The sequence below is a fragment of the Kocuria sp. CPCC 205263 genome, from assembly GCF_040981075.1.
Classification (GTDB): Bacteria; Actinomycetota; Actinomycetes; order Actinomycetales; family Micrococcaceae; genus Kocuria; species Kocuria rosea.
This window is the reverse complement of the sequence record NZ_JAVKPV010000010.1, coordinates 65,980-89,331: the sequence shown is the minus strand read 5'-3', so window position 1 is coordinate 89,331 and position 23,352 is coordinate 65,980. Positions and strand designations below refer to the sequence as shown.

Sequence of the window (23,352 nt, the reverse complement as noted above, 5' to 3'; positions counted from 1 at the left end):
ATGATCGGAGCATGAAGGACGTCGACCTCAACCTCCTGCCCTCGCTGCAGGCGCTACTGGAGCTGCGCAACGTCTCGAGGGCGGCCGAGCGGATGCATCTGAGCCAGCCGGCCATGAGTGCGGCACTGTCCAGGTTGCGGCGCCACTTCAACGACGAGCTGCTGGTGCGCGCCGGGCGCGGCTACGAGCTCACCCCCTTCGCCCAAGCCCTGGCCCCCCGGGTGGACCAGGCCCTGGCCGACGTGCAGGACGCCATGCAGCTGCGCACGGACTTCGACCCTGCCGCCAGCGACCGCACCTTCGTGCTGGCCGCCTCGGACTACGTCACCGGGGTGCTCATCCGCCACCTGCGCGCCCACATCGCCGCCGAGGCCCCGGGAATCGCCGTGGACTTCGTGCCCACCTCCCGGGCCCGGATCAAGCCGGGATTGGAGTCCTTCGGCAACATCGATCTGATCGTGGGCCCGATGGGCTTCGATCTGGCCGGCAGCACCCGGCAGCTGTTCCGCGACGAGTTCGTCGTGATCATGGACGCGGCCAACCCTCTCCTGGGGCAACGGGAGCTCACGGTGGCCGACATCGCCACCGCCCCGCAGGCGGTCGGGGAGTTCGGTGGCAGCATCATCACACCCCCGATGCAGTTCTTCCAGCGGATGGGACAGTCCCCGGCCGTCGCGGCCCGGGTGGCCGGGCTGCAGGCCCTGCCCTCAGTGGTGGAGGGCACCGACCTGGTGGCATTGGTGCCTCGGATGCTGGCGGCCCGTGCCCAGGGCGTGGTGGCGGTGGAGTTCGCCCCCAATCTGGAGGTGCCGTTGGTCGAGTCGATGTACTGGCATCCGCTGCAGACCTCCGACCCGGCCAACTTGTGGCTGCGGTCGCTGGTGCAGCGGGCGGTCCAGGGCCTGGGCGAAACCGTCCTCGACGCCCACCCGGTACGCGTCGGGGCGACGCTCCCGAGCTGAGCCGGCCCCGCCGGAACCGTCTCGGTTCTGGCCCGGCTCAGCGCAGGGCGTCGGAGATCGACTTCGCCCCGCCGTGACCGCTCTGCCCGCCGTCGACGGGGATGTCGGCCCCGGTGATGAAGGAGGCCAGAGGGCTGAGCAGGAAGACCACCATGGCCGCCACTTCCGCCGGCACCCCGGCCCGACCCAGCGGGATCTCCCGCAGCGCGGCCTCGAGGAAGGTGGGATTGGCGCCGGCGGTCATGGGGGTCTCGATGAAACCGGGGTGGAGGGTGTTGACCCGGATGCCTCGGGGAGCCAGTTCAGTGGCAGCCACCGCTGACAGCCCGCGCAGGCCCCACTTGCTGGCGGTGTAGGCCACCGGATAGTGGGCAGTCAGTGCTGCGACGGAGCCGACATTGACGATGGAGGAGCCCGGGCCCATCAGCGGCACGCAGGCCTGGATGCCCAGCAGGGGGCCGGCGACGTTGATGTCGGCCACCTCAGCCAGATCGGCCGGGGTCGCCTCGAGCAGACGGGGACGGCGGGTGATGCCGGCGTTGTTGACCAGCCCGTCGACACGGCCGAAGCGATCTTCCAGCGTCCGGGCCAAGCTGGACCATCCTGCGGGGTCGGCGACATCGAGGGGGTGGTAGGTCACGGTCTCACCGCAGCCGGTCATCACCTGGTGCAGTTCCGCGGAGGGGTCGGCGCCCCGGGCCGTGGCGATCACCTGGGCGCCGGCTGTGGCCAGCAGCTCCACGGCCGCCAGTCCCAGTCCGCCTTTGGTGCCGGTGACCACTACCGTTCGTCCGGTCATGTCGATCCCGGTGTCCGCCACCGCAAGGGTCGGGGCCGTGCTCTTGTCCATGGAGGGTCCTTTTCGTCGAGGTGTGGTGCCGGTCACCAGTGTGGAGCCGGGGGCCGCGGGGTGGACTCGCGGCCCCCGGATGCCTGCTATCGATGCCGTGGATGCCGAAGTGGAGGACCGGTCAGGTGGCTGACTGCCCCATGGTGGCGCGGAAGCGCTGCTCGGCTTCGTCGATCTCGCCCAGCTGGCCCAGGATCTCTTGGGGGTTGGAGTCCCCGATCACCTTCTGCAGCAGCGGGGTGTGGTCGAAGATGGCGTCGCGGACCGGCCGCAGGGGGCGGGGGGCGTGGTGGAAGACCTTGCCCAGGGCCCAGGCGATCTGGGTGTGACGGGCGGTGTGCGGCCGGCGCGGGGACTCGAAGCCGGCCAGGGCCGCGCTGACCTGGTCGTGGTCGCGCAGATCCACCCCGGCCAGGGCCCGGCCCAGGAAGTAGCCGTCCTCGATCGACATCCCGGCCCCGTAGGCGGCATAGGGAGAGGTGGGGTGGGCGGCGTCACCGACGATGGTCACCCGGCCGGTCGACCACTGCTTCAGCGGTGTGCGGTCGCGCAGCACCCACCGCTGGACGTTCTCGGGCGGGGTCGCGGCGATCAATTGGGGCAGCGGGGTCGGGAATCCGGCGGCGAGGGTTGCGGCGGCGTCGTGCAGGTCGGCGGTGAACTCGTCGGTGGCGTCGTGGGCGGTGAGCACCCACCACTGGAAGCCGTCGCGGCCCTTGCGGCGGATCGAGGTCCACGCCCCCTGGGTGACGCGGTCGTGGGAGACCACGCACAGCCCCGGCTCGGCCTCCACAGGCGGGTCGTAGATGAACCCACCGAAAATGTGCAGATTGTGCTCACGGATGGGCTGGTCTCCCCAAAGGGTCTTGCAGACCATGGAATGGATCCCGTCGGCCCCGACCACGACGTCGGCTTCGACCACCTCCCCGTCGGCCATGAACAACCGGGCCCCGTCGCGGTCCTGCTCGATGCGCTCGACCCCACGGTTGGTCTGCAGCATGCCCTCGGGCAGGGCAGCCAGCAGGCGTTCGTAGAGCTCCGGGCGCAACAGGCCGATGAACCCGCCCCCGTAGTGGTCGATGACCTCCTGCGGGAGATTGACCGCGGCCCGGACGTGGCCGGTGACGCTGCGGAACTCGGAGCGGCAGGGGGCGCCGAAGTCCTCCAGGTCCACCCCCATCAGCCCCAGGGCCTTGATGGGCGGGGGCCACAGGTTGAGGATGTTGCCGGCCGGGCGGGCCTGGGCGTAGCGCTCGAACAGGGTGACCTCGTGGCCGGCCTGGTGGGCGGACAGGGCGGTGGCCATACCGGCGGGGCCGGCGCCGATGACCGCGACCCGGCCACGGGAAGGAGTGGAGTTCATGATGGTCCTCAAAACGGTGTGAAGGAACTGATGCAAGGAAAGCGGTGCAAAGAAAAGTGGTGCGGCGCGAAGGTGGTGCAGGAAAAGCGAAGGCCTCAGGAGGCAGGGTCCGCCTGGAGCAGGCGCATCTGTGGCTCCCCGTCGGTCAGACCGGCCACAGTAGAGAGGAACTCACGGGTGTGCTCGTGGTCCATGTGGGCCTCCAGGGCGGACTGGGAGGCCCAGATCTCCACACTGGTGATCGCGTCGGGGTCCTCGAGGCTGATGTGGAAGCCGTACTCCACGCATCCCTCGTCGTGCCGGGATGCCTCGGCTACCCGCCGGCAGGCCTGCAGCAGCTCCTCCCGACGACCGGGTGCGGGACGGGCGACGCCGATGGCGATAATCATGGGTCCTCCTCGATGAGGCGATGATGGTGGAAGACGAGCAAAAACGTAGTGTGCACTACGCTTTAGACAGAAGGATGTGTCCTCTCTCACAGCGGTGTCAACCCCTCTGCGGGGGACATTCCGCTCGGGAGGCTGCACGACGGATGAACGGGAGGCACTGATGCCGGGGCCCTACGAAATGACCGAGGACGTCGACTACACCGTGCGCCCACCCCTGCAGCAACGCAGCCGCCAGACCTGGGAACGCACCCTGGCCGCCGGAGTCGAGTTGCTGCGCGAGGGAGGGCATGACGCCTTCACCATCGCGGCCGTGTGCGAACGGGCTGGGGTGCCACCGCGGGCGATCTATGCCCGGGTGGACACCAAGGAGGCCCTGTTCCTGGCGGTCTACGAGCACGGCCTGGCGCAGGTGCGTGAGCACATCCAGCAGCTCTTCGACGGGCTGCCCGTCTCAGGCGACTCCCCGGGGCATCTGGTGGGGGAGGTCGTGCACGGAATCGCCGGGGTGTTCTACCGCCACGAGGCCTTCCTCAAGCCGGTCCTGCTCCTGTCCAGCACCCATTCGGAGGTCCACCGCCGCGGCAGCGCCTACAGCCAGGAGCTGGGCGAGAACTTCGTCGTCGCCCTGCGGCGCCTGGTGCCACAGGTTCAGCACGAGGACCCCGTCAAGGCCCTGCGCTTCTGCTTCGGGCTGATCCACTCCGCGGTGGTGATGCGCACCATGTACGGGCCCGGCTTCGCCGTTCCGGCCGTGTCCCAAAAGCAGTTCCAGGACTCGTTGGCTGAAGCGGCCGCACGCTACCTGTTTGCCCGGCCCACTCAGTGATCCACTCGTCGTCACTACTATCGGGCATCCATGGCGCGGATACTTGCTATGCACAGATGCCGATTCCCCGATCGGCGGAACCCTCCCAGGATGGTGTTCAGGATCACAACCGGTCCCCCCTCCTTCAACGAAAGGTTCCCCGTCGTGGAGAAGCTGCTGGCTCACCTGAGCCACCTCGAGATCACCAGCCCCGACGTCGAGGCCTCCGCGGCCTTCTACGTGGAGAAGTTCGGCCTGCGGGAGGTCCACCGCGAAGACGGCCGGGTCTACCTGCGCTGCTGGGGCGACTACGACACCTACAGCCTCGTCATCGTCCCCGGCGAGGAGCCCTCGCTGGGCCGGATGGCCTGGCGCACCACCTCCCGCGAGGCCCTGGAAACCGCCGCCGCCCGTGTGGAGGCCACCGGCGTGCAGGGCCAGTGGACCGAGGGTGGCTACGGCTACGGGCGGGCCTATGAGTTCACCGGCCCCTACGGCCACCCCATGCGCCTGGTGTGGGAGGTGCAGAAGTACGAGGCGCCGGCGGAGTTCGCCTCCACCTACCCCGACCGTCCGGAGAAGCGCAGCGCCCACGCCGCCGCCCCGCGCTTCCTGGACCACGTCACCGTCGCCACCCAGGACGTGCGCGGCTTCGCCAAGTGGTACTCCGAGACCCTCGGCTACCGCACCATGGCCTTCGTCGACCTGGAGGAGGCACCCATCACCGTATTCTCCGTGCTGACCACCAACGAGAAGTCCCACGACCTGGGCGTGGTGCTGGACACCTCCGAGCGGGCCGGGCGGGTCAACCACATCGCCTTCTGGGTGGACACCCACGAGGACCTGCTGCGCACCGCCGACGTCATGATGGAGCACGGCACCCCCATGGAGTACGGCCCCTCGATCCATGGGGTCGGCGAGCAGAACTTCCTGTACTTCCGCGAGCCCTCGACCCTGCGCATCGAGCTGAACTCCGGGGGCTACCGCAACTACGTCCCCGACTGGGCCCCCAACACCTGGACCCCGGCCGAGGGATCCTCCAACTTCTACCGCAACGGCATCATGCCGCACTCCATGACCGAGTCCTTCCCCCATGCCGAAGGCTTCACCGCCACCGAGGAAGGGGCCTCGGAGGAGATGAAGGCCGCGATCATCAATCCCTACGCGACTCAGGGCCGCGGCTGAGCAATGCACCACACGCCCGGGCATTTACGGCCCGGGCGCCGGGGTCCCGGCCACCGCGACAGTGGCCGGGACCTCCGCGGCACATCGACAGGAGCACACATGACCACCACGCCACCGCACCGGACCGGGCGCCTGGAGGGCAAGGTCGCGGTGATCACCGGCATCGCCTCCGGCCAGGGCCGAGCGGCCGCCTGCGCCTTCGCCCGGGAAGGCGCCACCGTCATCGGTTGTGACCTCGACCTGGACGGTGCGGCCGCCACTATCGCCGCCGTCCGCGCCGCAGGCGGCACTGCCGAGAACGCCCGGCGGGTGGACCTCACCGACGAGGCGGCCGTGGCCGCCTGGGCCGCCGACGTCGGCACGGCCCACGGGCGCGTGGACGTGCTCTACGCCAATGCCGCCGCCACCCGCTTCGCACCAGTGGAGGAGATCTCGTTCAAGGACTGGCGGTGGAACTTCCGCCACGAGGTCGACGTCGTGTTCCTGCCCGTGCGCGCCTTCTGGCCCCTGCTGGTCGCCGCGCAGCGGTCGGCAGTGGTTCTGGTGGGCTCCACCGCCGGGGTGACCGGGTCGGTCACCAACGCCCGGCTGGCCCACACCGCGACCAAGGGCTCGGTGGTGGCCATGACCAAGCAACTGGCCGCTGAGGGCGCGCGCAAGGGCATCCGGGTCAACTGTGTCAGCCCCGGAATGATCCGCACCCCCGCCACCGAGGCCGACCTGCTCGCCGAGGACCATCCCATGCGCGCCATCGCCGGCCACATCCCCTTGGGCCGGGTGGGGGAGGCGGAGGAGGTCGTCTCCTGCGCGCTGTTCCTCGCCTCGGAGGAGGCTTCCTACGTCACTGGCACCAACCTCATGGTCGACGGCGGCTGGTCGGCCGTCCTCCCGGGCTGAGCTTCCCGATTTCCCCTCCACGTTCTGCGAAAGGACCTGCACATGTTCGAGTACTTCCCCGGCAACTACGTCTGGAACCTCGGGGTGGTCGCCGCCCTCAACAGCGGCGGCTACATCGACGAGGTCGACCGCGCCTGCCGCCCCCTGCGCGATGTGGCCACCACCAACGAGGATGTCGGCACCCAAGATTTCCTCACCGCCTGGACGGGGCTCGTCGACCAGCTCGTCGCCCAGGCCCAGGAGATGGAAGCCACCGGCCGCACCCGCGCCGCCGGGCAGACTTACGCCCGGGCCACCAACTACCTCATCAACGCCGAACGCATGCAGGCGGCCGGCTCCGAGGGACGCCTGACCACCTACCGCCGCTGCCTGGAGCTGCTCGAGCGGGCCTTCCGGCTCTCCGACCCGGCCACCACCCGGGTGGAGGTCCCCTTCCGCGACACCACCCTGCCGGCCTACTTCACCCAGGCCCCGGCCACCGCGCACGGTCCCGCCCCGGTGATGATCATGTTCAACGGCCTGGACTCCACCAAGGAACACATCTACTGCTCCGGGCACGGGGTCGAGCTGGCTACCCGGGGAATCTCCACCTTGATGGTCGACACCCCCGGCACCGGGGAGGCCTTACGCCTGCAGGGGCTCACCTCCCAGATCGACACCGAGAAATGGGCCGCCGCCTGCGTGGACTACCTCGAGACCCGCGACGACGTCGACCCGGCCCGGATCGGGCTGGCCGGCTGGTCCCTGGGCGGCTACTACGCCCCGCGAGCCGCGGCCTTCGAGAAGCGCCTAGCCCTGGTCGTGGCCTGGGGCGCCAACCACAACTGGGGCGCCGTCCAGCGCCGCCGCCTGCAGAAAGAGGGGGAGCGGCCCGTACCGCACTACTGGGAGCACGTCATGTGGGTGTGGGGCCACGAGGACCTGGACACCTTCATCGACTTCGCCGACGACGTCCACCTCGACGGGGTCGTGGAGAACATCACCGTGCCCTTCCTCATCGTCCACGGGGAGAACGACCGCCAGATCCCCCTGGAGTACGCCCACCGCTCCTACGACCAGGCCGTCAACAGCCCCAAGCGACAGCTGCGGATCTTCACCAAGGAGGAGGGCGGGGCCGAGCACATCGGCTTGGACCACCTGCCCTACGTCAGCGCCTACGTCGCCGACTGGGTCGCCCAGACCTTCCAGGAGCTGGCCACGGGAACCCTGGCCTCCGGCTAGGAGGCCACTGCCGTAGTGTCCGGACAGGCGCCCACCAAGTAACAAGAACAGTCCAGCAGGGGGTGAGGAACAAGCACGTGCAAGTTCCCCACCCCCTGTTTCAGCAAGGGTTGGTGACCTCCCGACTGAGTTAGAGAGGTCAGCCACCCTTTTAGGGCCGTTGGTTGCCAGATGGAGAGCAAAGTCAAGACGGCTCCGTCCCCGGCTTTACATATGGCCGCGTTAGCGGCCAGTGAGTCACGGCAGTTACCTCAGCGGCGTTGCGCTCCTGATGCACTGCCAGGGATCCTGTGGTCCGCTAAAGTCCAAAGAGGGTGATCGATTCCCCTGATGTTGATATCGATTGCCTTGTCCGGTGGTGAATTTCTCGCCTTCGGTGCCCTCACGCAAGAATTTCAGAGAGGAATCGCGATGGCCGATCAGAGCGCCCCCGAATCCGAGGAGGCGTCGGCAACTACCGCTGAGAAGGCGTCCGAGCAACTCCTGAAGCTGGTCGGTAAGGTGATCGACACAGGTGTCGGTCCACTAGCGGGGTCGATCACATGGGCGGAGGATCGGCTGGCCCGCGTCCAAGGAACCCGCTACGAGCCCAACGCCGAACCGACACGGAAAGTCCGGCCGGAAGAGCACGATGATGTCGAGAAGGCGATCAAGAGACTGATCGTAGAGTCGGTCGAAGCGGCCGGTGTTAGCGGTTTCGTGACCGGGCTGGGCGGGTTCATCGCGATGCCAGTAACTGTTCCCGCGAACATGGCGGGCGCACTGGTGATCAACGCTCGTCTCGCCGCTGCCATCGCCTACCTGCGAGGGTATGACCCCAAGGATCCGCACGTCCGCACCGTAGCCACGCTCATCGCGGTGGGTTCAAACGCACAACAGATCGCGACGACAATCGGCATCAAGGTTGGCGAGAAGATGGCGATGCAGGCGATCAAGCAGCTCCCGATAAAGTTGATTCGCGAGATTAACAAGAAGGCCGGTTTCATGCTCCTGGCCAAGTACGGATCGAAGCGTTCGCTCATAACCTTGGCGAAGGGTGTACCTCTCGTCGGTGGAGTGATCGGCGGCGGGGTGGACGCGACCATGACCAGCGTTATCGGCCGCACCGCGAAAGCGATGTTCCCCGCCGACTGATCGATTCGCCTCCCAGTAGTCACCTTGGTCTCAGCGCCAGCCGATCCCCATCCGGAAGTCTTGAGCGGAGCAGCCGGGGAACCCCACTGATGTCGGTGACAGCCCAGCACTGATTACCCCGGCATGAAGGCGGCTTGCTTCAGTCGCGTTCCAAGCTCAGGTATCGGTCGACGGTGGCCCGCCCGACGCCGATGATCTTGCCGATGTCTGCCGGGGTGAGCCCTTGGGTTTGGAGGTCGCGCGCCCGCGTGGCCTCCGGGTGTGATGATCATCGGGCGCTCGATCGTGACTTGGTGGCGGCCGGCTCGGCGCCCGTGAGCCACAGCCATGTCAGCCTTGGTCCATTCCGAGAGCTGTTCGCCAAGCTTGACCACGTGGAGTGCTCCAGCACGGTGATGGGACTACCGGACGTTCACGGGACTGTCTCGTAGATCAGATTGTCACCGCCTCCATGGCACGGATCCGCAGGGTGGCCAGGGGCAGGGGTTAGTTGTAAGCACCAATGCTGAGAGGGGCTCAGACGAACGGTGTCCGCCCCCGAAGAAGGTAACGGGGGCGGATACCGTTCTGTGGAGATCCACGTTGGGCGGCCCTTCCACGGCGAGGGTGGACTGCCTGTCGAAGCGGTGCGACGGGTTACGGCGTCCTTTCTCTGGGTTCTTTCTCGTTGACGCGCTGGGTAACGAAGGTGCCGTCTTGTGGTTGTTCCGAGGCGGATCTAGCCCTGGTGGCCTTTTCCCGGGCGGCGGCGCGTTCGTCGTCGGTGAGTGGTCGGAGGTCGGCGGCGGCTGGTCCGGTGATCCCGGTTGCGAGCAGCGTCGCGGCGGCCAAAGCGGCGCCGACGCGGTGCATGATTCTCATGTCATCTCCTGGTGCACTGGTCACTGCGTGATCCACTCGCCTGAGTGACGTTCCCTGGGGCGCATCCTGGGTTGCTTGCCCTTGGTTAGGGGGGACGAGTTCCCGGTGCACTTCTTGTTGTATTTACCCCGCCGGAGGGAAGGGCAGAGGCGCCGGGCATTCACCCTTGGTGCGTGCTTCCTTGGAGATGCTTTCGCCCCATTCATCGCCGTAGTAGGTCGCGTACTGGTGGACGATGCCTCCGAATGGGCCTGGGGCGTTCTGTGCCCCATTGGACACAGTCCGACCCGTGCAACTGGCGTTGTCCGGTGGAGCGGCTGCAACTGGTGCGGCTCCGAGAGTGGAGGCGCCCACGACAAGAGCAGCGGCGAGTGTCGCGGTGCTCAGTTTTGATGTCCACTTGGTCATGCTTCCCCCTGGTGTTGGTACAAGGTGGGCCCCAACTTAGAGCTGATAGCGGTGCATGAGAATAGGCACCGGGAGAGCGTCACGATGTGACGATGCACGAGCTGGGGCTGCTCCGTCGAAGCGGAGCAGCCCCAGCTCCTTTCGGTGACCGCTCGGAGTGGAAGCCGTCCATAGCCGGCGGAAGCAGAAGTGCCACGTGCGCGCGTTAGGTGACCTGCCGGCTGTGGTCGGGTGGTCGGTTGGGGTCCCCGCTGTCCATCATGGGTGCGGGAAAAGCCGCGGAGCGATGGAGCTTTTGCCGTGCACATGTGGGCACGGGGCCAGTACCTCAACCACGGTCATGATCTGTCAGGAGGCTGCAGCCGCAGGCTCCATCGTCTGCTTCTGGGAACCGTCGGTGCTGGAGCCGGCGCTGTTCTTGGTCGCCTTGCGACGGCGCTGCACACGCTGCACCTTATCCGGTGCAGCCAGACCGATCTTGCGTAGCTCTTCGGCGGTCCAGCCACCATTGTTCACGGCGGCCTGGAACGCGGCGGTGTCGTTCTTCTCAGCCTCCTTGAGGGCCTCGCGAGCCTCATCGAGGGCGCCGCGAGTAGCAATCGCCCGGCGGACGTAGTCCATCCGGTCGTTGAGCAGCCGCTGGGCGGCTTCCTCGGCCTGCTGGGGGTCGGTGAGTTTCGCCATGCCCCCACCTTAACGGACGCACACCGTGCGTTCCACCGTCCACGGGCGCTGAGCCGGCGCTTCGCACCCGTGGTGCCCCAGCGGAGCAAAGCTATGTTTTATGTGCCATAAAACGGGTGCACCGCTAGCCCGCGGGGCTTTGCGGTGGCACACTGGTCGTGTGGGGCCCACTTCAGTGGGGGCGCTGCGCTGGGCCGGCAAGGAAAGGAGGTGCTGTGGTGGAGGGCGAGAATCCGCGCCACGTGTGGAAGTCGAGGCGGAAGCGGATCGAGGGCAAGACCCAGTACGTCCGGGTGTCCATGTCGGAAGCCGAGCGTGCTGCGTTGATGGTGCTGGAGCAGCAGACCGGGCTGTCACCCTCGGCGCTGATGGTCGAGGCGGTGTTCGGTTCTGCCGATCCGGTGGCGGTGCAGCTGCGGCGGAACCAGTTGGCGGAGTTGCTGGCGATGCGCCGGCTGATGGCCACGATCTCGAACAATGTGAACCAGATCGCCCGGCACGCCAACAGCACCGGTGAGGTGTTGCCGGAGGCGGTCGAGACGATGCGGGAGGCTCGGCGGTTCGGTGAGGAAGTGCTGGCGAAGCTTGAGGAGCTCGCGCCGTGATCCCGAACATCACCAAGGGTGACAAGCCGGTCGGGCTGATGAAGTACCTCGTGGGTCCGGGGCGGTCCAACGAGCACACCGACCCGCACCTGGTGGGCGGCTCCCCGCTCATCATGGCGTGGTACGACGATGTGCAGCTCAACGAGGACGCCGCGGTAGGCATCGCCCGCGAGGTGGATCTGAACCGGCGGATGCTGGGCTTTGATGCAGACACCAAGCACATCTGGCACTGCTCGTTGTCGATCCCGTACCAGGACCGTGAGGTCACCGACCAGGAATGGGCCGACATCGCGAGTAAGTTCATGGACGGGATGGACTTCACCGAGGCCGGGGCCAAGGCCCCGTGCCAGTGGGTGGCGGTGCATCACGGGCGCTCCACCAAGGGCAACGACCACATCCACATCATGGCCTCCACCATCCGTGAGGACGGGACGAAGTGGGCCGACGGCCACGACTACGCGCGGGCGCAGAAGGTCGCCCGGGGCATCGAGAAGGACTTCAACCTCATCCAGCTCGGCAACCACTCCGAACGGTGGCTGCAGCAGGGAGAGATCGCTTGGGACAGCACTAGGGAGCCGACCCGCTTCGCGCTGGAGCGCACCGTGCGCGCGTGCGCGGTGGCCGCCGAATCGGAGGCGCAGTTCGTCCGTTTGATGCGCCGGGCCAACCTGCTCGTGCACCCCCGCTTCGCCGCCGGCACGGACTCCGTAGTGACCGGATACTCGGTGGCGGAGCGTCCGCCGAAGGGAATGCGGCCGCTGTGGTTCGGGGGCGGCAAGCTCGCCCAGGACCTCACCCTCCCGTCCCTGCGGACCCGCTGGCCGGACACCCCGGTCTCGGCGCAGGAGGCGTCAGAGGAATGGATGGCGGCCAAGCGGCACCGCCGCATCGTCCACCCCGACGCCCCCGGTGCGGTACTGGATGAGGAGACCGCCCGGCGGTTGGCCGGGGAGTTGAAGGAGGTGCGCCGGCGGCTGGTGAAGATTGCCCCGGACGATCACCAGTCATGGGCACACGCGGCCCGGGAAGCCTCCGGGGTGTTCGCGGCCTGGTCCCATGCGACCGAGGACGGCCAGGGGCCGCTGGGGCGCACTGCCCGGGTGCTGGCTCGGTCCGCGCATCGGTCCGGGGTGAAGATCACCACCCCCTTGGAGCCACCGTTGCGCACCAGTGGCACCACCGCGTTCCTGCTGGCGGCCACCCGGGCGCCGTCCCCGGTGGCTCAGGCGCTGATCATGAATCAGATGCTGCGGATGACCCAGGCGTTCTACGAGATGCACCAGGCCAACCAGGAGCTGCGGGAGACCCGGCTGATCAACGACGCCTTCGAGCAGCACCTGGCCGCCGTCGCCGCCCCCTTACCCGAGGTGGAGACCTCCGCCCCTACACGCTCGGCCTCTCACGCCGGACCCGCCCGTGACCGCGGGACGTTGCGGGAGACCCAAGGAACCACTGCCACGGTGCGCCCCTATATGGATCACACCCGAGACGAGCACGGAATGGAGCTGTAGCGATGAGCACACAACCCGACGGCGTGAACGACCTGCTCTCCCGGGACCTCCAAGCGGCGATGGCCGTGGCCGGCCGCTGGGGCGAGATGATGGCCCGGCAACGCGCCGAGCAGGTCCGCCAACGTGTCACGGAGCAGCAGCACCGGCGACGCGAGCTCCAGGAGCGCTTCGAGGCCGAACGCGCCGTGATGCGCACCGAGCTCGCCCCCGTGGAACAAGACCGGTTCTGGGAGAACGCGAAACCTGAGGACATCGCCGGCCACTACGGGCTGGCCTGCCAGTGGGAGGACTACGACGAGGTCGCCAAGACCGCGCGGGCACGGATCGAAACGGAGGTGAAGGACCGCCACGGATTGTCCGTGGAGGACTACCTGAACGACCACGCACCCCAACAGCAGCGCACCGACGATCCCGACCAGGAGATGGCCGCCCGCGATGTGAAAGACGCGCAGCGGGACCACGCCGAAGCCGCCCGCAACGCCGCCGTGGCCGCACAAGGAGACCTCCAGAACGACACGGACACCCGTCACGCGGCCTCCGACGCCGAAGAGCTCTGGGACTCCGGAGACCGCAGGGCCCGCCTAGCGGACAGCCTCATGGCGGCCCTCGGCAGGACCGAAGCCGGCCGCGACGGTGTGCAGGCCCGTCTAGCCGCGGACCGGGACCAGGGGACGCCGCCGGTTAAAGCGGTGCGCTCCGCCAAGCAGGGCCCCAGGGTGCGCAAGATCATCGGCCCCAGGGTCGGCAGGCAAAGAGGTCTAGGGCTGGAATAGCCCAGTGCTCTACTGTGTGCAGTAGTAAAGAAGCACCTGACTTCACTTTGGTGTAGAACGGTGTTCCAACCTCCCATCATGGGTGCGGGCTATGATCGCTCCTTCGTTCAATGAAGGGTGAAGGGAGAAGTGCGCTGGTGTCTCATAACGATCCAGATCCCCTCAATAAAGATCGACCGTCTAAAAATAGGATTATTGAAGGCGTAATATCAGGAACAGTTTCCGATTTGCTTGCAAAATCAATTGGGGCGGCGGTGGTTATAGTACTTGCTCTTCTGGGCGTGCCCCCTCTTATTGATTACATAAGGACAGAAGTGGGCCCTACTCCACCTCCACCTACGGCAGCGCCTTCCGATAAGCCTGTGTCGCCGAATTCTGAACCTCCCACGGTCATTGCAGAGCCTCCACCCCCGCCCCTCCCACCTACTCTGAAATCCTCGCCGACACCCACGCTCGCCAGCATCCGTGTCAGCATAAGTGAACCGCGTAATGTGATATATGGCGAAAAAGTTGGTCCAAACCGTTTTAAACGAGATGACCAACATGGCAAAGTAATAGTTTCGTACACGTGGCAAGCCATTAGAAGCAACGGGACTGTGAACGAGAACCTCGAGTGCGCGATTCATGCGGAGGTAGCTGGTCCTCAGTGGGTAGCAGCGATGGAGGCGGACGAGTGCACCTTTGAAGATGAAGGCAGCATCAGTTTCAGCGACGACAATGTCCAGGAATATACTGAACCAGGTGATTACGTTGTTACGGTGACGGATCAGCTCACAGGTGCAACAGGAACGGCTACATTCACCGTAGTTTAAAATTCTTTTCTTGTATGAAAAAGTTCCTCTGACTGGAACTGCAGGGTCAGGAACAAAAACTTTAAGACGTGTTATCGCGGCGTGCAGCCGTAAACGGGGACTTTTTCTTTTGGTAGTGCGCGCATGGTGAGGTCGACGTAGTTGCGCCACCACGCTGCCAACCCGGTGGAGGAGGCGGTGCGCGGGTTCTTTCCAGGCGCGCCACAAACCAAGCGACGCATCCCTGCCTTTCGTGGCGCCACCCGCGGGCGCACGAGGTGAAGGTGATGGAGCGGCCAGCGATGTCGATATGGTGCTAGTACTACTAGACCGAGATGCCCGTCGACAAACTTGGCGACGTCCGTGTGGACGACAATCTCGAGTCCACCCCAGGCATAGGAATCCTGATCAAAACAACTCGATACCTAGTGAGTAGTTCGATGCCCAGTACAGCACAGCCTCCCACAGCGCATTTTGTAACTAGAAAAACCGCCGGACAAAAGTCTTAGCACGTGCAGGAGCCCTGTGGGTTAATGCGCCGATAATCGTGATTATGTAAAGTCACCATCCGCGTATCCCAGAAGAGGCATGACGGGTCTCTCTCCCCGTCACGTGCCGACCCCTCGGCCGGGGCCAGGTGCTGGGCCGAGTCCGCTGCCGGTCATGGAGACGGCTCTGCCGAGGGGAACCTCGCACTCCTTATGGGTCGAGCAGGATCGCGGCGGCCGGGCAGGCCATCGCGGCCTCGCGGACCGCATCGTGCGCAGCCTCTGGTGGTGCTACATCGAGCAGTATCACGACGCCGTCTTCCTCGCGCTGGTCGAACACCTCCGGCGCCAGGGCGGCACACTGCCCGGAACTGCAGCACCTGGTGTCGTCCACGCTGACCCGCATGTCCGCCCCCTCGTCCCCGGCCGACCCCGGGAAGGTGTCAGTGCCATGTCGCGGGTGGATGAGTCCCCGCCCTCCTTGATGTAACAGCGGCGGCTGGAGCGCTCTTCCTTCGGACATCTATCGTCGCTGGTCATGACGTATATGGACGGGTTTCCAGCGGCTCGGTAGCGTGGACCACCACGGAAGAAGCTGCGCCGTACGGTTACCAGGACTTAGGTGCACCATGACCTCCACCGAACCCGTCACCCTGCCGCTCACCCGGCAGTGCCCCGACGCCCCACCGCCCGAGCACCTGAGGTTGCGCGAAGAGGCGCCCATCTCCCGGGTCACCCTGCCCTCCGGAATGACCGTGTGGGCCCTGACCCGCCACAAGGACATCCGCGCGATGCTGGCCGATCCGCGGTTCAGCTCCGACCGCAACCATCCCGGGTTCCCGGCCTTCACCCACGAGACGATCCCGGTGTCCTTGAGCCTGCTCGGCATGGACCCGCCGGCGCACGGGCCGGCCCGCCGAGCAGTGATGGGAGAGTTCACCCTCAAACGGATCACCGCACTGGGCCCGCGCATCCAGCAGATCGTGGACGAACGCATCGATGCCCTGCTGGCCGGACCCCGCCCGGTGGACCTGGTGCCGGCACTGTCCCTGCCGGTGCCCTCACTGGTGACCTGTGAGCTGCTCGGGGTGCCCTACGCCGACCACGACTTCTTCCAGACCCGCTCCGCCACCCTGCTCTCCCGCAGTGTGGCGGTGCGGCAGATCCAGCAGGCACTGGGCGAACTGCTGACCTACCTCGACCGACTGATCGCCGCGAAGCAGCAGGATCCCACCGACGATCTGCTGGGCCGCCAGATCCGCAAACAGCAGGAAAAGGGCACGGTAGACCATGAGACCCTGGTCAGCCTGGCCTTCCTGCTGCTGGTGGCCGGTCACGAGACCACCGCGAACATGATCTCCCTAGGCGTCCTGGCACTGATCGAGCACCCCGAGGACCTGGCCGTGATCCGCCAGGACCCCAGCAGGACCCCCGATGCCGTGGAGGAGCTGCTGCGCTGGTTCACGATCGCCGAACTCGGTACCTCACGGGTGGCCCTGGAAAACGTGGAGATCGGCGGGGTGCTCATCCGCGCCGGGGAAGGCGTCCTCGGGCTCTCCAACACCGCCAACCGAGATCCGGAGGTATTCACCGACCCGGAGACCTTCGACATCGACCGCGGCGGCCGCCACCACCTCGCCTTCGGCTACGGCCCGCACCAGTGCCTGGGCCAGAACCTCGCCCGCCTGGAGCTACAGATCGTCATCAACACCCTGTTCCGGCGCATCCCCGACCTCCGGTGCGCCGTTCCCGTCGACGAGTTGCCCTTCAAGAACGACTCCGACATCTACGGCCTCCACGAGCTGCCCGTCACCTGGTGACCACGGTCGTCCAGGCACGCTCGATGAACGTGACTTCCTGGCACGTGGCCATCTCCTGTGTTCCTCGGGCTCCGGAGCGCATCGCGAGTGCACCTGATACTCCTGCTTCCCGGCCCGGCACCGCTCCCGGCTCACCCGCCAGGCGGGCGCGGTGTCGTACTGCACCGCCTGCGAGGGCCGAGCGCCGCCGGCCATGGACGCCCCGGCAACACTTGAGGCCTCGGCACATAGTGCGCCGGGGCCTCAAGTGTTGCCGTACCGCCCATCAGGGGCGGTGGCCGGGTGAGGTTAGTTCTTCGTCGTGGCCGGGCGCCGTCGTCCCAGGACGGCCCGGGGGTTGAGCTTGTCGGTGTAGGCGATGGAGCCGTAGCGGAACAGCTGCACCGCCACCCGCAGCACCAGCACCCCAAACACGAACAGCTCGGCGATCACGATGCCGGCGGTGAGCGGGCCGAGGGTGCCGAAGCCGTTGCGCAGCATCGCGGTCACCGGGGCCGTGAGCGGGAAGAACGTGAAGACCTGAACGATCAGCGCACCGGGGTCGGAGATGATGAGGCTGATGGCATAGAAAGGGATGAACATCGCGAAGATCAACGGCCCGAAGATCACCCCGGCGTCCTTGGCGGTGGGCATGATCGCCCCGATCGCCACCAGCACCCCGGTGAACAGCACGAACCCGCCGACCAGCAACAAGAAGGCCACGGCCATGGTCCCCGCATCCAGAGGCAGCCGGCTCAAGTCGAGGTCGGGGATGTTCAACCGGGTCCGGAAAAAGACGTAGCCGATCACCACCGGGGCCAGCAGCACCAAGATCTGCACTACCCCGACGGCGAAGACGGCCAAAATCTTACCCATCACCAGCGTGGTGGGGTTCACCGTGGTGAGGATCATCTCGGTGACCCGGTTCTCCTTCTCCTCCAAGGTGGAGTTGAGCATCTGGTTCGACAGCATCACGATCACCAGGAAGAACACCACCAGCAACCCCAGCGGGGCGATCGCCTCGGTGAACCCACCGGTGACCTCCCCGTCCCGGAAGATCGTCGACTCCACGCTGAGCTCGCCGGCCGCGGCCGCGGCCAGGCCCGGGTCCCCGATCTGGGCCTGGGCGGCGGTGGTCAGCAGGGACTCGGCCACCGCCTCGTAGGCCCCGTTGTCGAAAAGCCCCCGGTCGGCACCGATCACCTCGATCGGCTGGACGGCCGGATCATCGGGGTAGGCGAAGTAGGCGTCCAGCTCCCCGGCCTTCACCGCCTCGATCGCCGCAGTCGGGTCGGTGGCGGGTTGCCCGCCGTAGGCGGCGGCCAACTCTTCCGGGATCGTCCCGGAGTCGTCCGTGTAGGCGAAGGCGATCTCGGCCTCGGCCTGGGCGTCCTCGGAGTCGCTGATCGAGGAGTTGGAGGTGAACGACAGGGCGAAGATGATCGCGATGACCACCGGCACCACCAGAATCGCGATCCAAAACCCGCGCTTGCGCACGGTCCGCAGGAACTCGAACCCGACGACGGTGGAGAGATTGTGCTGCGCCATCAGGCCCCCACCCCCACCGTCTCGGGCTGGGTGGCGTCGTCGAGGCTGTCGGTGCCGTAGACCCGGATGAAGATCTCCTCCAACGAGGTCCGGGCCGTGGCGAACCCGGACACCGGGACGCCGGTGCGCACGAGTTCGGTGAGCACGGTGGTCTCATCGGCCCCGGGTGTTGGGGCGATTTCGGACACCTGCCCCTCCCCTGCCGGCTGAGTACTGAGCACGGTGTAGTGGTGTGAGGGTGGTAGCGCACCGGTGTGGGTGAGCCGGTAGGTGGTGCCGCCGAACTGTTCCTGGACGTCGCGGACGGTGCCGTAGGCGTGGGAGGCGCCGTCCTTGAGCAGGATCACCCGGTCACAGAGCCGCTCGACCTCTTCCATCTGGTGGGTCACCATCACCACCGTCGCCCCGGCCTTTTGCTGGTCTTCGATGATGTCCATCAGCAGCCGGCGGTTGACCGGGTCGAAGCCCTTCGTCGGCTCGTCCAGGATCAACAGCTCCGGGGTGTTCATGATCGTCACCCCCAACTGCACCTTCTGCTGCTGACCCCCCGAGAGCTTGTCCAGACGGGCGGTCGCTTTTTCGGCCAGTCCGACGCGTTCGAGGTATTCCAGCGACCAGGACCTGGCCTTGGTCTTGTCGAGGCCTTTGAGGCGGCCGAAGTAGGTCATGGTCTCGAGCACCGGTTCCTTCTTGTACAGCCCCCGCTCCTCCGGCAGGTACCCGAGCCGGGCGCCGTCGGCGGGTTCGAAGGTCTTGCCGTTGATGTGCAGGACCCCGGCGGTGGGCTGATAGATCCCCAACAGGGCCCGCAGCGTCGTGGTCTTGCCGGACCCGTTGGAGCCGAGGAAACCGAAGGTCTCCCCCGCGTGCACGTCGAAAGACAGGTCGTTGATGACAGTGGTGTTCCCGAAAACCATCCGGAAGTCGTCAATGTGGACCAGCGGCTCACTCATGGTGTTCTCTTTCGCATACGTCCAGCCTACGGAGGCGCTGCTTACCGCCGCCGGAGCCCTGCCTCCGGCGCCTCGAGGGAATCCTGGTGCCGCGTCCTTGCTGCCCGCGATGCCTCGGAGCCCTCCCCATGCTCGGTCGTCTGCACCAGTGATGGTGGGGGGCGTCCCTTCGCTCCGGGACACCGCGTTCCCGCCCGGTGACCCTCAGCTGGCCTCCTCCCACCGATAACTGGCGCCAGCAGGCCGTTACAGGGCCGCACGAGAGCCTGTCGTGGTGACGTGCTGCGGCTGGACCGTCACATCCACGGCCTGTTCGCTTTGGTGACCGGCCGATAGGAGGATGAGAGACGCCTCGATCCCCCGTGCCGGGTACCTCCGTGATCCCCGAGATGACCCGGCCCCTCCCCCAGGAGCGACATGCCCCTCTCCCACTCCGCCTCCCGCCGCGCCCGCGGCCGCACCGCCGCGGCCTGGACCTCGGCGGCCATGGCCCTGGCCCTGCTCGCCGGCTGCTCGAGCGCCCCGGCCGACCCCGGTGGCAGCCCCGCCACCGTTGCGAGCACGGCGGCTCCCTCACCCACGGCTTCCAGCGCGTCTGCGGAGCCCGCTACCACTCCGGCTCAGACCCCGGCCGCGCCCGCGGCCGCATCTTCCGAGGCTTTGACCGCGCTCAACGGGTTGAAGGTCGCCGCCCGGGGCACCATGTCCGACTACGACCGCGATCGTCTGTTCGGCGGGTGGATCGACGCCGACAGCGACTGCGAGGACACTCGCCAGGAGATTCTCCACCGCGACCTCGCCGACGTCGTCTCCGCCGACGGATGCACGGTCGACTCCGGACTCCTGAACCCGGATCCCTACACCGACACCACGATCAACTTCGTGCGCGGGCCGGCCACCTCCTCCGACATCCAGATCGACCACGTGGTCTCCTTGGGCAATGTCTGGATCACCGGGGCCCGCAACCTCTCCCAGGACCAGCGCGTGGACCTGGCCAATGACCCGTTGAACCTGCTGGCGGTGGACGGGCCGACCAACCAGGCGAAGTCCGACAAGCCCGCCGATGCGTGGCTGCCGCCGAATGTGGACTTCCGCTGCGAGTTCGTCGCCATCCAGATCGCAGTGAAGGCCAAGTACGAGCTGTGGGTCACCGTCCCAGAGAAGACCGCCATGACCGAGGTCCTCGCCGACTGCGAAGGCCAGGAAGTCCCGACCGCCGCGGTCGTCGCCGACCTCGAGGCCAACGCCCCGGCCCCGGCCGAGGAGGCGCCCGAGCCAGCACCTGTCCCGGCGCAGAAGGCCCCTGAGCCGGCCCCGGTAGTGCCCGAGCCGGTCGTCCCCGAGCCAGCCCCAGTGGCACCGGCCCCGGTCGTTCCCGCTCCGAAGCCCGAGCCGGTGCCCGCAGTGCCGGCGGCTCCGGCCGCGGCGTTCGCCAACTGCTCCGCGGCCAAGGCCGCCGGTGCGGCCCCGCTCTACGCCGGGTCCCCGGGCTACGCCCCGAAGCTCGACCGTGACGGTGACGGCGTGGCCTGCGAGAGCTGAGCCCACCCCCATCAGCACGAAGCCCCGCTTCTCCTCGTCCCGGCAGGGAACAGGAGGGCGGGGCTTCTCCGTGTCATCGGTCGATACTCAGGAGCTCCAGGAGTCCCCGGGCTGCTTGGGCCAGCCAGCGGTAAACGCCTCGCGAACCGCGGACTGCTGTCGTTCGAGCGGGGCGGTCTCGGCCTCGGCGATCACCGTGACGAACGCCTTGGTGTCCTCCACCAGCGAGGTGATCTTCTCGGGTTGTCCACGGCCCAGCTGTAGGTGGTGGCGTAGTCGACCCGGTGGCCGGAGGCCACCACGGCACCGTCCTCGGCGATCTCCACGGACACGGGATGAGCTCCTCTGCAACGCCGGACTACTGGTCAGCTCGAGCGTAGTCAGGCCACCGGCACCGAGCCCGGGCGCCACGCGCTGTCGTTAGGCAAGACCGGCAATTACTGGACTACCGAGGACAGCACAGACGCACGCCCCACGAATTGTGGGCGCGGTTCAGTCGGTGTGCGTGATCCTGGAGGTTCTTGATGGCATGGAGGTCGTCCCCGGGATGGGCGCAGCCCGAAGCTCTGATCGCTGGCCGTTCTTACTTCGCCCATACCCCGAGCTCGTTGCCGCTGGGGTCGGCGAAATGCAGTCTCCGGCCTCCCGGGAACGTGTACGGCGCCTGGAGGATGCGCCCACCGGCTTTGACGATGGCCCGCTGCGTTTCCTCCAGATCCTCCGAGTAGAGCAGCACGAAGGGGCCTCCGTTTGGGCGCGATTCGGAAGCGGCCAACAGTCCTCCCACTTCGGCGCCGTCATCGGTTGGGGAGGCGATGCCGGCGTATTCGGGACCGTAGTCGACAAGTCGCCAGCCGAATGCCTCGGCATAGAAAGCTTTCGCCGCGGCGAGATCGGTGACGGTCAGTTCCACGTAGTCGATCGAGTGATGGCGAGGCTGGGCTGTCATGACGGAATGGTAGCTGCGGATCAACATTTCCCGGCGGGCGAGTTCTACTCCACCACCTTCTTCGTGGACAGCGCCCGGTATCGGTCTTATACGAGGTTGCCGTAACTGAAGACTGTCCTGATGACAGCATTTGCCACCCCTGTCACACCACATCTGAGGACCACTTCACAAGATGGGTTCTAGCCGACGCGGAAGACCTGGATCAGCACGCCGTCCGGTCCTCGTTCTCCGGTGCCGATGAACAGGGTGCGGTTCATCCATGCATGTGGGCCGGCCTCATCGGCGGTCAGGCGTGGCACGCAGCAGAAATAAATTCTGGTGGGATCAACGGTGCCACCGGCCATCACCGTGCGCAGGTCCTCCGGCGTCCCGGCGCGCAGGGCGCGGTTCTGCACCAGGATGCGGTGGCCGTCGTCGAGTTCCAGGACGTAGTCGGCGGCCAGGTAGGCCAGATCCTCGGTGGGGTACTGCTGGAAGTCCGCCCCGACGTCAAGCACCCGGCCGGCGACTCCGGGACCGTGGACCCGGCCGCCGCGGATCGGGACCACGCGTCGCACCCCGTCCACGGTGGCACCGACGGTGATCGGGGCGTCGACGTCGACGTCGATGGTGGCGATGTACTCGAGCTGCGGTGCCGGTGGCGTACCAGGTGCAGACGGGTTCTTTTGGCGGGGGTTGCTCATACGTAGTTCTTTCCTCGAGGGGCTTCCGGTTGCCGGATCGATGTCCTCAGCACGTCGATGGCTGCGGCGACCCGGCGGGGTGGGCGGTGTCCGGCTGGCACGACTGCCACCACGGAGTTGGTTGGGACGTCGTCGGCCACGGGTCGGTACACCACCTCGGTCTCGTCAAATGTGGCGCCGGTGGCTGGCAGGCTGTTGGCGAACGAGTAGCCGAGGCCACGGCCGACGAGGGTGCGGATGGTGTCCATGGTGGCGCTGCGCCAACCGACCCGGATGCTCAGCCCCACGGACTCGACGATCGCCGTCATCCGCTCCGCGGTAGGAGGGACGTCCAGCAGCACGGCCGGCTCCTCGACGACCTCACGGAGCCACACCGACTCGGCTCCGGCAAGCCGGTGATCGGCCGGCAGCATCAGATGCAGGCGCACCGGGGCGATCTCGACCTGGTCGAAGTCGGTGTCGGCCTGCTGGGAGTAGAGAAACACCACGTCCAGGCGCCCGGTGCGCACCTGCTCCTGCAGATCCTGCGGCGCACCCTCTTTGAGGCGCAGGTCCACGAGCGGGTGCTGGTGCGTGAAGTACTCCACCAGGGGCGGCACCAGCCGCGGCGACAGCGTCAGGCTCACCCCGACCCGCAACGGTCCGCGCATGCTGCCCGCGCTCTCCGCGATCGCTTCCTGCGCCTCAGCCACCCGCTCCAAGACGCCACGGGCATGGGCGGCAAACTCCACCCCAGCAAGAGTGGGTGCAACCTTCCGGGAGCGGCTGCGCACCAGCAGAGGTGTGCCCACAGCCTTTTCCAGCTCCGCCACGGCCATGGACGCGGCGGCCTGGGAAATGTGGCAGGCGACCGCAGCAGCCGTGACGGAGCCCAGATCCACGGTGGCCACGAAGTACTGCAACTGTCGCAGGGTCAACTCAGGCATCAGTTCCTCTGATGAGTCGCATTGG

24 protein-coding genes are annotated in these 23,352 nt (G+C 66.9%); 12 read left to right on the top strand and 12 right to left on the bottom strand.

The annotated features are described in order from the left end of the window. Positions 1–11: 11 nt before the first annotated feature. Complete coding sequence (locus tag RF647_RS15190; protein WP_368812449.1) at positions 12–962, top strand: LysR family transcriptional regulator; 951 nt, start codon at positions 12–14, stop codon at positions 960–962. Between the two features lie 37 nt (positions 963–999). Here the strand turns inward: RF647_RS15190 and RF647_RS15185 are convergent, their stop codons facing one another. From RF647_RS15185 to RF647_RS15175, 3 genes are all read right to left on the bottom strand, one after another. Further along, positions 1,000–1,812 (bottom strand): SDR family NAD(P)-dependent oxidoreductase, encoded by an 813-nt coding sequence (locus RF647_RS15185; RefSeq protein WP_368812448.1) that lies wholly within the window; start codon positions 1,810–1,812, stop codon positions 1,000–1,002. A 121-nt stretch (positions 1,813–1,933) separates the two neighbouring features. Further along, positions 1,934–3,175 carry an FAD-dependent oxidoreductase gene (locus tag RF647_RS15180; protein ID WP_368812447.1) on the bottom strand — a complete coding sequence of 414 codons (1,242 nt, stop codon included), beginning with the start codon at positions 3,173–3,175 and terminating at the stop codon, positions 1,934–1,936. Between the two features lie 95 nt (positions 3,176–3,270). After that, positions 3,271–3,564 (bottom strand): putative quinol monooxygenase, encoded by a 294-nt coding sequence (locus RF647_RS15175; protein WP_368812446.1) that lies wholly within the window; start codon positions 3,562–3,564, stop codon positions 3,271–3,273. Positions 3,565–3,724: 160 nt separating this feature from the next. Here RF647_RS15175 and RF647_RS15170 point away from each other — a divergent pair, with 160 nt between their 5' ends. The 5 genes from RF647_RS15170 to RF647_RS15150 all read left to right on the top strand — a co-directional run bounded on the left by RF647_RS15170 (position 3,725) and on the right by RF647_RS15150 (position 8,806). Next, a complete protein-coding gene (locus RF647_RS15170) occupies positions 3,725–4,390 on the top strand; it encodes a TetR/AcrR family transcriptional regulator (RefSeq protein WP_368812445.1) in 666 nt (221 codons plus the stop codon). A gap of 144 nt (positions 4,391–4,534) precedes the next feature. Continuing rightward, a complete protein-coding gene (locus RF647_RS15165; RefSeq protein WP_368812444.1) occupies positions 4,535–5,554 on the top strand; it encodes a VOC family protein in 1,020 nt (339 codons plus the stop codon). A 99-nt stretch (positions 5,555–5,653) separates the two neighbouring features. Further along, the gene (locus tag RF647_RS15160) at positions 5,654–6,451 is read left to right on the top strand and encodes an SDR family NAD(P)-dependent oxidoreductase (protein WP_368812443.1); all 798 of its coding nucleotides are present in this window, start codon (positions 5,654–5,656) and stop codon (positions 6,449–6,451) included. Between the two features lie 42 nt (positions 6,452–6,493). Beyond that, the gene (locus RF647_RS15155; protein ID WP_368812442.1) at positions 6,494–7,672 is read left to right on the top strand and encodes an alpha/beta hydrolase family protein; all 1,179 of its coding nucleotides are present in this window, start codon (positions 6,494–6,496) and stop codon (positions 7,670–7,672) included. 330 nt (positions 7,673–8,002) lie between these two features. Beyond that, a complete protein-coding gene (locus RF647_RS15150) occupies positions 8,003–8,806 on the top strand; it encodes an EcsC family protein (protein WP_368812441.1) in 804 nt (267 codons plus the stop codon). Between the two features lie 636 nt (positions 8,807–9,442). Here the strand turns inward: RF647_RS15150 and RF647_RS15145 are convergent. Next, positions 9,443–9,667, bottom strand: coding sequence for a hypothetical protein (locus RF647_RS15145; protein WP_368812440.1), 225 nt, complete (start codon positions 9,665–9,667; stop codon positions 9,443–9,445). A gap of 756 nt (positions 9,668–10,423) precedes the next feature. Beyond that, positions 10,424–10,759 (bottom strand): hypothetical protein, encoded by a 336-nt coding sequence (locus RF647_RS15140; protein WP_368812439.1) that lies wholly within the window; start codon positions 10,757–10,759, stop codon positions 10,424–10,426. Between the two features lie 215 nt (positions 10,760–10,974). Between RF647_RS15140 and RF647_RS15135 the strand changes: the two genes are divergently transcribed. The 4 genes from RF647_RS15135 to RF647_RS15120 all read left to right on the top strand — a co-directional run bounded on the left by RF647_RS15135 (position 10,975) and on the right by RF647_RS15120 (position 14,460). Further along, the gene (locus RF647_RS15135) at positions 10,975–11,364 is read left to right on the top strand and encodes a MobC family plasmid mobilization relaxosome protein (protein WP_368812438.1); all 390 of its coding nucleotides are present in this window, start codon (positions 10,975–10,977) and stop codon (positions 11,362–11,364) included. Next, the gene (locus RF647_RS15130; protein WP_368812437.1) at positions 11,361–12,875 is read left to right on the top strand and encodes a relaxase; all 1,515 of its coding nucleotides are present in this window, start codon (positions 11,361–11,363) and stop codon (positions 12,873–12,875) included. The genes RF647_RS15135 and RF647_RS15130 overlap by 4 nt, the downstream gene beginning before the upstream one ends. Before the next feature lie 2 nt (positions 12,876–12,877). Next, on the top strand, positions 12,878–13,648 hold the full coding sequence (locus tag RF647_RS15125) for a hypothetical protein (RefSeq protein ID WP_368812436.1): 771 nt from the start codon (positions 12,878–12,880) through the stop codon (positions 13,646–13,648). 137 nt (positions 13,649–13,785) lie between these two features. Beyond that, positions 13,786–14,460 (top strand): hypothetical protein, encoded by a 675-nt coding sequence (locus RF647_RS15120; RefSeq protein ID WP_368812435.1) that lies wholly within the window; start codon positions 13,786–13,788, stop codon positions 14,458–14,460. A gap of 678 nt (positions 14,461–15,138) precedes the next feature. Here RF647_RS15120 and RF647_RS15115 read toward each other — a convergent pair. Further along, positions 15,139–15,333, bottom strand: a complete 195-nt coding sequence (locus RF647_RS15115) for a ferredoxin (protein WP_368812434.1) — start codon at positions 15,331–15,333, stop codon at positions 15,139–15,141. A gap of 223 nt (positions 15,334–15,556) precedes the next feature. On the opposite strand from RF647_RS15115, the gene RF647_RS15110 reads away from it, so the two are divergent. Beyond that, on the top strand, positions 15,557–16,747 hold the full coding sequence (locus RF647_RS15110) for a cytochrome P450 (RefSeq protein WP_368812433.1): 1,191 nt from the start codon (positions 15,557–15,559) through the stop codon (positions 16,745–16,747). A 288-nt stretch (positions 16,748–17,035) separates the two neighbouring features. On the opposite strand, the gene RF647_RS15105 is transcribed toward RF647_RS15110, so the two are convergent. Together RF647_RS15105 and RF647_RS15100 are read right to left on the bottom strand one after the other, a co-directional pair. Then, positions 17,036–18,274, bottom strand: coding sequence for an ABC transporter permease (locus RF647_RS15105; RefSeq protein WP_368812432.1), 1,239 nt, complete (start codon positions 18,272–18,274; stop codon positions 17,036–17,038). Further along, the gene (locus RF647_RS15100; RefSeq protein ID WP_368812431.1) at positions 18,274–19,227 is read right to left on the bottom strand and encodes an ABC transporter ATP-binding protein; all 954 of its coding nucleotides are present in this window, start codon (positions 19,225–19,227) and stop codon (positions 18,274–18,276) included. Before RF647_RS15100 ends, RF647_RS15105 begins: the two co-directional genes overlap by 1 nt. Positions 19,228–19,644: 417 nt before the next feature. Here RF647_RS15100 and RF647_RS15095 point away from each other — a divergent pair, with 417 nt between their 5' ends. After that, positions 19,645–20,769: an excalibur calcium-binding domain-containing protein gene (locus tag RF647_RS15095; RefSeq protein ID WP_368812430.1), complete on the top strand. Its 1,125-nt coding sequence runs from the start codon at positions 19,645–19,647 to the stop codon at positions 20,767–20,769. Positions 20,770–20,856: 87 nt separating this feature from the next. Here RF647_RS15095 and RF647_RS15090 read toward each other — a convergent pair whose 3' ends face one another. The 4 genes from RF647_RS15090 to RF647_RS15075 all read right to left on the bottom strand — a co-directional run bounded on the left by RF647_RS15090 (position 20,857) and on the right by RF647_RS15075 (position 23,327). After that, positions 20,857–20,991, bottom strand: a complete 135-nt coding sequence (locus RF647_RS15090) for a hypothetical protein (protein ID WP_368812429.1) — start codon at positions 20,989–20,991, stop codon at positions 20,857–20,859. Between the two features lie 361 nt (positions 20,992–21,352). Then, complete coding sequence (locus RF647_RS15085; protein WP_368812428.1) at positions 21,353–21,718, bottom strand: VOC family protein; 366 nt, start codon at positions 21,716–21,718, stop codon at positions 21,353–21,355. Positions 21,719–21,897: 179 nt separating this feature from the next. Beyond that, positions 21,898–22,401 carry a DUF3237 family protein gene (locus RF647_RS15080; RefSeq protein WP_368812427.1) on the bottom strand — a complete coding sequence of 168 codons (504 nt, stop codon included), beginning with the start codon at positions 22,399–22,401 and terminating at the stop codon, positions 21,898–21,900. After that, positions 22,398–23,327 (bottom strand): LysR family transcriptional regulator, encoded by a 930-nt coding sequence (locus RF647_RS15075; protein WP_368812426.1) that lies wholly within the window; start codon positions 23,325–23,327, stop codon positions 22,398–22,400. Before RF647_RS15075 ends, RF647_RS15080 begins: the two co-directional genes overlap by 4 nt. Positions 23,328–23,352: the final 25 nt, after the last annotated feature.